At 62.5% G+C, this 7,381-nt stretch carries 9 protein-coding genes; 4 read left to right on the forward strand and 5 right to left on the reverse strand.

Annotated features, from left to right (window positions below; genetic code table 11):
• The first annotated feature begins 102 nt into the window (after positions 1–102).
• Positions 103–1,719: a WD40 repeat domain-containing protein gene (locus tag EN939_RS14295; protein WP_127268522.1), complete on the forward strand. Its 1,617-nt coding sequence runs from the start codon at positions 103–105 to the stop codon at positions 1,717–1,719.
• A 41-nt stretch (positions 1,720–1,760) separates the two neighbouring features.
• Positions 1,761–2,312 carry an isochorismatase family protein gene (locus EN939_RS14300; protein WP_127268523.1) on the forward strand — a complete coding sequence of 184 codons (552 nt, stop codon included), beginning with the start codon at positions 1,761–1,763 and terminating at the stop codon, positions 2,310–2,312.
• A gap of 304 nt (positions 2,313–2,616) precedes the next feature.
• Here the strand turns inward: EN939_RS14300 and EN939_RS14305 are convergent, their stop codons facing one another.
• From EN939_RS14305 to EN939_RS14320, 4 genes are all read right to left on the reverse strand, one after another.
• Positions 2,617–2,829 (reverse strand): hypothetical protein, encoded by a 213-nt coding sequence (locus EN939_RS14305; RefSeq protein WP_127268529.1) that lies wholly within the window; start codon positions 2,827–2,829, stop codon positions 2,617–2,619.
• A gap of 77 nt (positions 2,830–2,906) precedes the next feature.
• A complete protein-coding gene (locus tag EN939_RS14310) occupies positions 2,907–3,206 on the reverse strand; it encodes a DUF1236 domain-containing protein (RefSeq protein ID WP_127268524.1) in 300 nt (99 codons plus the stop codon).
• Positions 3,207–4,442: 1,236 nt separating this feature from the next.
• Positions 4,443–4,643: a hypothetical protein gene (locus tag EN939_RS14315; protein ID WP_127268525.1), complete on the reverse strand. Its 201-nt coding sequence runs from the start codon at positions 4,641–4,643 to the stop codon at positions 4,443–4,445.
• 336 nt (positions 4,644–4,979) lie between these two features.
• Positions 4,980–5,267 (reverse strand): hypothetical protein, encoded by a 288-nt coding sequence (locus EN939_RS14320; RefSeq protein ID WP_127268526.1) that lies wholly within the window; start codon positions 5,265–5,267, stop codon positions 4,980–4,982.
• Between the two features lie 315 nt (positions 5,268–5,582).
• On the opposite strand from EN939_RS14320, the gene EN939_RS14325 reads away from it, so the two are divergent.
• Positions 5,583–5,801: an exopolysaccharide production repressor protein gene (locus EN939_RS14325; protein WP_236382731.1), complete on the forward strand. Its 219-nt coding sequence runs from the start codon at positions 5,583–5,585 to the stop codon at positions 5,799–5,801.
• A gap of 577 nt (positions 5,802–6,378) precedes the next feature.
• Positions 6,379–6,681 carry a DUF1236 domain-containing protein gene (locus EN939_RS14330; protein WP_027035237.1) on the forward strand — a complete coding sequence of 101 codons (303 nt, stop codon included), beginning with the start codon at positions 6,379–6,381 and terminating at the stop codon, positions 6,679–6,681.
• 87 nt (positions 6,682–6,768) lie between these two features.
• Here EN939_RS14330 and yghU read toward each other — a convergent pair.
• Positions 6,769–7,381 (reverse strand): glutathione-dependent disulfide-bond oxidoreductase (yghU, locus tag EN939_RS14335; protein WP_127268528.1); only part of this gene is annotated, 613 nt, incomplete at its 5' end.

Raw genomic sequence — 7,381 nt, forward strand, 5'->3', positions numbered from 1 at the left:
CACGGGCTCTTGGCGACACGAGCTTGCGGCTGATAGTCTCGACGTCGACATGCGGGGCAACCGTCACATGGTGAGGGCCGCAACAACGCCCGAGGGATTTCAATGAACAAGGGTGCCGACAGATTGCTCGCGCTTGCCCTGGTCGTTGTCGCCGTAGGCTGCCTGGCGCGGATCTATTGGCCGGCAATCGGCGAGGCTTTCCTCTGGCGCGGCTTTTCAGGCCCGCCGATGGATCCAGCCTCGTTACGGCTGGCGGGGTTCCTGGTGGCGGCGTTCGCCTGCCTGCTTGGTGCAGGGCTGTTTTGGGCCGGCCTCTTGCCGGACCGGTCGGGCCAAGCAGCGGGCGCGCCGCTGTTTGGTCGCGCGGCGGAGATGCAGGACGTTGGCACGCCCGGCCTGCGCAGAGTCTTTCTCGTCCTGCCATTGGTCGTGGTCGCCGCACTGGCCGCCGACCGGTTCGGCCCTTGGCATGAAGGCGGCGACATAGCCAGCGAGCCCGTCGAACCGAAGGCCGACGAACCCAATCCTGGCGAGCCGAAGGCCAACGAACCCAAGGGGCAGGATGTCGCCAGCGCGCCGCCGGCCTCAGAGCCGGCAGCCCCACCGCCTGCACCAGCAGAAGCTGCTTCGCCGCCGGAGGCCGCCGATCCGCCTGCGGCACCGGTCCCACTGACGCCGCCGGCGCTGGTGCAACCGACCCCGCCAACGCTAGTGCCGCCGACCGCGCCCGCGCCTCCGGCGCCGCCGGAGGTCGCGGTCATTCCGCCGCCCATCGTGGCGCCATTGCCGCCGGCTCCGCCGCCGCTACCGACGCAGCCCGAGGGCCACCGCGACTCGGTCGTCTGGCTGGCGGTGGCGCCCGACGGGCACTCGATCATGAGCGCCAGCACCGATCACACGATCAAGCTGTGGGACATCGCCGCCAAGCAGCTGATCCGCACTCTCGGCGTGCACAAGGATATGGCCCGCACGGCGCTGTTCATGCCCGACGGCGTCAGCGCGCTGACGGCCGGCGACGACGGCGAGATCGTGCAGCGCAAACTTTCCGACGGCGCGGTGCTGCATGTCTTCTCCTCGGGCGGCAATGGCGGCGTCAGAAAGCTGGCGATCAGCCCGGACGGCAAACATGCCATCAGCGGGCACGACACGGGCAATGTCATCGTCTGGGATCTCAAGAAGGGCGCTGTGCTGCACGCCATGAGCGGGAACGGCTGGTCGGTCAGCGCCGTCGCCGTCTCGCCCGATGGCAGGCAAGCCCTCAGCGGCAGCATAGACGGCACACTGAAACTTTGGGACATCGAAAGCGGCAAGCAATTACGAAGTTGGCACGGGCATGAGCGAGGCACATATGGCGCCGCGTTCACCGCCGACGGGCATCATCTGGTCACCGGCAGTGGCGATTACACGATCAAGCTCTGGGATCTAGACAGCGGCCGCGAAGCGCGCCGCTTTGAAGGCCACGAAGGCACCGTCTACTCATTGGCGCTGTCGGCCGACGGCCAGCGCCTGGTCTCCGGCTCGCTCGACGGCACGGCGCGGCTGTGGGACATGGACACCGGCAACCAGATCGCGATGTTCGATAGCCGGACCGGCCCGATCTACGCGGTGGCCTTCACCGCCGATGGCACGGTGGTGACCGGCGGCAACGACCGCACCATCAGGGATTGGCCGGCCGCCGGCGGCGACAGCGTCGTGCTGTTTGCCGGCGCGCCGGAGTGAACGGAACCTTGATCGCATTGTCCGCCGTGCTATGAAAAACCATGTCAGCTCCCAGCCTCCCGGACAACGCGCCGCTCATTGTCATCGATCTCCAGACCGGCATGTTCGACGGTGTGCACGAGCCGCCGATCCATGATGCGCGAGATATTGTCGAGCGCACCAAGGCGGTGATCGATTGGGCGCGGCGCGGCGGGCGCAAGGTCGCTTTTATCAGGCATGACGGACCCGATGGCGACCCGTTGGCACCGGATGAGCCGGGCTGGCCGGTTTGGCCCGCGCTCGGCCAGGCGGCGGACGAGCCGACCTTTGCCAAATCGGTGCGCGATGCATTCAGCAATCCCGCCTTCGGCGATTGGGTGGCCGGGCAAGGTGCGGGTGCTGTCGTGCTCTTGGGCGCACAGACCGATTTTTGCGTGGCCGCGACGGTCAAGGGCGCGGTCGCCAGAGGGCTCGGCGTGACCGTGGTGTCCGATGCGCACAGCACGCTGGACAATGCCAGCGAGAGTGCCGAACAGGTCATCACCAGGCACAATGGCGAATTCGCGGAGGCCGGTGTCAATCTGGTGACCACAAAGGCGCTTGTCGGCGGCTGAAGCCCGACCGTCGCCGCAGGCGGCATTATCAGGCAGGCCGGGTTGAGGACTTCGCGAGGGAAGGCAGCGCCAGGCGGCTGCCGTGGTCGACGCGGACGGGGGGGCGCATTGTTGGGATGGCTCGGGCGCCCGCGTCAACCAGGGCGGCTCGTACCGCCGCATTAGCAACATTGCACATCGCAGGTCGCTCGAAACTTCCGCGAAAGCGGAATAGGCCGGAGCAAAAGTGCGGATTCGGCTGAGACTTTCGGCGCGCTTTCCCGGTACGGGGAATCAAAAAGTCTGCTGGTTGTCGGCATGCCCCTCAAGGCGTCCGTCGCTCCTGCACCGGATCGGCGAGGAACGACGCCGCAATCAGGTCGTCGGCATCGATCCGGCCATGACGATCTTCCATGATGGCCGCGACCTTTTGAAAGGTTTTCATTTCGGCATCCGTCACCCGCGCATTGCGCATTCTGGCTTGGAGATCGGCCAGGCGAACGCCCAAAGCAGGGGATCTCACAGCTTTGCTTGTCATCTTCACTCGTCCTGTTTGGAACCTGACATGTGCGACCCGCCGCCATGGCTGGCGGCGGGTTTGGGACCGTTCGAAATTCAGTCGTAGACCTTGACGATCTTGCGGGTGCCCGGATCCACCAGGACTGTGCGGTTGTCGACGACCACGTAGCGGTATTGGACATCGGGGATCTCATGAAGCTCGACCGTTTCCGGCAACGCGCTACCAATATTCAGTTCCACACCGGGAACCTTGACCGAAGCGAGGGGCTGCTTCTTCACATACTCGCGGATGACCGTGTCCTGTTCAGGCTGAATGACGACGTCCTGAGCGGCAACGGCGCCGACTCCGGCCAACATCAATAGCGCCGCAGCGGCGCCCGTTAGGTGCATTTTCATACTGTTTCTCCTTGCGAGTCAGCATGACAAGATCGTCCAACGCTGACGAGCAACTGAACTTGAGCCAAATGAAAATGTTCCTCCGCTGGGGCTTCGGTCGGATGAGAAGTGCGACTTAAGTCCGGTCCGCGAGCGCATTGGTCTTACCGACGGGAACGGCTCTCTGTTCACGACTGTTTGTCTCCCGGATTCGGAGAAACAGATGGACAAAAGTGTTGGCCAAGCGCGCTGGTTGCTCGCACCGATTTTCGCGACGGCCGTCACCTTTCTGGTGATGGGAATAGTCCTTGGCTGACATGTCGTCGATCGGCGCAGCAACGTCCCTTCCTGCGCTGATAGGATTCGCAAGCCGCTTCGGCGGCTGGCGAATCCTCTATCTTCACCACGCGCGGGCCTGCTCATTCGGCAAGCGAGCGCTTCGTTCAGCTTATGCAACGTTGGGAGGTTTACTATGGATCGGCGATCCTTCTTGACAGCAATGTTTGGCATTGCCGGGGCAGCAGCCCTTGCAGGGGCAATTCGCCCGATCGAAGCAGTGGCCGGTGTTCCAGGCGCCGGAAACGGCATTCTCGATGAAATAGAGGCGTCACAAACAGAGGCCTTCGACGACGGTACACATGCGGAGGTGCAGCCGGTCGACCATCGACGCTGGGATCGGGACTGGGATCGGGACCGGGATCGGGACTGGGATCGGGGCTGGCGCCGGCGCCGGCACGGGCGGCGATGGAGACGGGTCTGCCGTAGTTATTGGCGGCATGGTCGCCGTCGCGTCCGGTGCTATCGCAGACGCGGGCCCTCGGTCATCCTTCGGTTTTAGCAGCTAGCCAGCACGTCTTAGCGGCTTGACCAGCGCGATCGGCTCGGCGTCCGCATTTTTCCGGCGGTTGCCGAGCAGAATGCCGTTTGCCGAGGCTGGAGCTCCACATGGCGAGGCGGCGGGAAGGTGAATCCGCACCAGACAGAAGCGAAGACGTCAAGATGACGGTGCACCGACGCATGCCATCCGTTGGCGAGAAATGGCCCGGCAGCCAGGTGCAAAGGGAGGCACGCCGGGCCAGCCGACTTCTGGCGGTCGCCGGCCATCCTTATATTCTATACGTCTAATATTAATGCAAGCGGCGCCAAAAGCCTCCGGTGGACAATACATCGCCCGAAGCCGTCCGCTCCACTGGACGAAGCCTGGAGGACCCGCGCGGCCGCAATCTCGCCATCGCCCGGCAATTGGTTCGGGCTCGTTCAGTTTGCCGCTTTGCTATCGTGTGTCGATCGAGCGGGCGGCGAAGGCAGGGCACGTTGATCCGCAGGCTGCTCGCTGAAGTAGAGCGAACTGCCGAGAACAACGAAGACGATGCCCACCGCCATCAATCCAACCATGAGCACGGCGATCGCCGTGCCTGGACCATGGCCTGTCTTGACGATGATGGATCGGTGGGGCATCGCGCCGTTCTCCGGATATGGCACACCAGGGGTGCCGAACCTTCGCGACAAACGACAAGCGCGGCCCGATGTTCCCTTGGCGGAGCTTCAATCGGTCAGGTCGGGCTTTTGCTTTTTCCTGTAGGACCAAGGTCTTATCTGTTGTGCGCAAAAGTCCAAGGGGCCTTGTTCAGTTCCGATAATGTCCCTTGGATGTTCCGCTATTTTAGGTAAATCTGATATAAAGCCTGGGGGGAAAACTTAGCCAGCCAAGCACATTTTCCCGCGAAACGGGCATGGAAAATGTGGCTTTGGCAAGTTCAACAACAGGCAGTCATGTCTCGGGCGACGAATGGCTCACGTCTCGTCGAATGGGCCCTCGCGGTTCTGATCGCGCGTGATCGCGGCTTCTTCCTCATCATCGGGAAGGGCGTCGTCGCTGTCCTGGTACGCGTTATCGTCGTCCTCGTCGGGCAGATCGCCGTCTTTTTCGATGCCGTAACGCATGTCGCCGTTTTCCGGCACGGACTCTGGCAGGATCTCGCCGCCCTTGATTGCATCCCAATCCTGCTGCTCGATGGTCGGCCCGTCCGCCTGCGGTGCGTCATCTTCGATATCGGCGTCTGGTTTGTTGCGCGGTGCCATGCTGGGCTCCTTTCCTTGAAAACTGGAGGCGAACTCGGGGTGACGGCGTTTGTTCCCGTGCTTGAAGTGCAGGCGTGCTTCTGGATTGCCGACAGCTGGCAGCCCCCGCCAGCACCCGCCGCCGTCCCCGGATCGCCACGCTTGCCAAGTCGCCGCGCAATGGAGAGCGCAGTGGCGATGGGCCGCTTACTTGCGAAGTTGCTAAAATAATGAAATGTTGTCCGCGGGAAATGGGAATGAGGCAGGGACTGATCGGAACCGCCGCGGTTTCGACGGTTTTGGGAAACCATGTATTTTGGACAGTTTCTCGTAGGAATGTCAGCCACGGCCATCATCGTCGCGGTCTGGACCTATATGGTTACCGGCTCTTTCTGGGAGGCATTTGCCTGGACGATAGCGACGCTGCTTGTCCTGCAGGTCGGCTACTTCGTGCTCATCGTGAGGCTGATCTTCAGGGGCTCGCACGATATCGCGCCGAGCGAGGATCCGGTAGACGCCTTCCCGCCATTGCGTCGCGACGGTGTCCGGCTTTAAGACCGGGTAGCCAGGATCACTCGCGCGTGTGCGCCCGGGCAATTCGGGGAACCTCGCCACCAGCGCGACCACGGTGTTTGGTCACCGAGACAGCGTCCGAGCATATCCCTGCCGGAGATTTCGGCGCAGCGTTATCGTGGGAACATGGCGCATGCGCGACCAGCTTCGCATGGAGCTCAGGCCGTCAGGTGGAACAAGTGATGATGCTTCGCGTTCTCTAGCGGTACCGGTGAGGTTGCCACCTCCATCGGAACTGCCATGGCTCGCTCTGCTCCCGGCGGGGCGAGCCTTTTTCGTGCTCCCATCGTCCAGATAGAGGGACGCGAGGCTGATTTGACGCGGCGACGACAGGTGCTTCGCCAATCCGACTACAGCAGGAATTTTTCGTCCTCTAATGTCCGCACACATTTGTGCAGGTTTTCAAGCATTTCCGCGCTGTCTGCCGCATGTATGATCAGCAACAAATTAATATCCGAGCCGAAAACGTAACATCTTCAATTCTGAAGTTCGATGGAACCGCATGGCAGCGGTGGAGTTTTTATGGAGGGCGGAATTCAATTGTCACTAGGAGACGGTCATGAAACTTTATCTTACAAGCGCGGCGGCCGCAGTCGTCCTGATGGGCGGCATTGGTGCGGCGCTGGCGGAGAGCGTCGTCGTCGTCCAGCCGGAGCAGGAGACGGTCGTTCGCGAATACATCAAGAGGGAACCGCTTGCCTCGGTGAACCTTCTGGGGGTCGAACTCAAGCTCGGCTCCTCGGTGCCGGACACTGTCGAATTGCGTGAGGTGCCCGACGTCAAATATCGCGTCGCCGTGATCAATGACCAGACGGTCCTCGTCGATCCGGAGACCCGCCAGATCGTTGAAGTGCTGCACTAAGGGGGTTCCCGCAGCACTGAACCTTGGGGAAAACCCGCCCCGACGTCGCGTCGGTGGCGGGTTTCCTTTGCCGCGACCCGCTATGGCCTATTCGGCGGCCAGTCTATCCTGCGTCTTGGTCTCGAAATCGCTGGCGTCGTGGCGCTCATGCAATTGCATGGCAGGCTCGCCGAAAGCGCGGTTGACCATGCGGCCGCGCTTGACCGTCGGTCGTGCGTCGATCGCCTTGGCCCAGCGTTGAACATGTGTGTATTCCTGCACGGACAGGAACTCGGCGGAATCATTGTACATGCGGCCGAGCGCCAGCCCGCCATACCAGGGCCACACCGCCATATCGGCGATGGAATAGTCCTTGCCGCCGAGATATTCGGTCTCGGCCAGTCGGCGGTCGAGCACATCCATCTGGCGTTTCACCTCCATCGAGAAGCGGTCGATGGCATATTCGAACTTTTCCGGCGCATAGGCATAAAAGTGACCGAAGCCGCCGCCCAGATACGGCGCCGAGCCCATCTGCCAGAACAGCCAGGACAGCACCTCGGCGCGGGCCGGCTGTTCGGTCGGCAGGAATTCGCCGAACTTTTCGGCGAGATAGACCAGGATCGAACCGGATTCGAAGATGCGCACCGGCGTCTTGCCGCTGCGGTCCATCAGGGCCGGGATCTTGGAGTTGGGATTGACCTCGACGAAGCCGCTGCCGAAC

The organism is Mesorhizobium sp. M7A.F.Ca.CA.002.05.1.1, from assembly GCF_003998335.1.
Lineage (GTDB): Bacteria > Pseudomonadota > Alphaproteobacteria > Rhizobiales > Rhizobiaceae > Mesorhizobium.

Excerpts from the sequence above, each read along its gene's own strand:
- EN939_RS14305 (WP_127268529.1), bottom strand. The coding sequence starts at position 2,829 with ATGACAAGCAAAGCTGTGAGATCCCCTGCTTTGGGCGTTCGCCTGGCC.
- EN939_RS14315 (WP_127268525.1), bottom strand. The coding sequence starts at position 4,643 with ATGCCCCACCGATCCATCATCGTCAAGACAGGCCATGGTCCAGGCACG.
- EN939_RS14295 (WP_127268522.1), top strand. The coding sequence starts at position 103 with ATGAACAAGGGTGCCGACAGATTGCTCGCGCTTGCCCTGGTCGTTGTC.
- EN939_RS14330 (WP_027035237.1), top strand. The coding sequence starts at position 6,379 with ATGAAACTTTATCTTACAAGCGCGGCGGCCGCAGTCGTCCTGATGGGC.
- EN939_RS14320 (WP_127268526.1), bottom strand. The coding sequence starts at position 5,267 with ATGGCACCGCGCAACAAACCAGACGCCGATATCGAAGATGACGCACCG.
- EN939_RS14325 (WP_236382731.1), top strand. The coding sequence starts at position 5,583 with ATGTCAGCCACGGCCATCATCGTCGCGGTCTGGACCTATATGGTTACC.
- EN939_RS14310 (WP_127268524.1), bottom strand. The coding sequence starts at position 3,206 with ATGAAAATGCACCTAACGGGCGCCGCTGCGGCGCTATTGATGTTGGCC.
- EN939_RS14300 (WP_127268523.1), top strand. The coding sequence starts at position 1,761 with ATGTCAGCTCCCAGCCTCCCGGACAACGCGCCGCTCATTGTCATCGAT.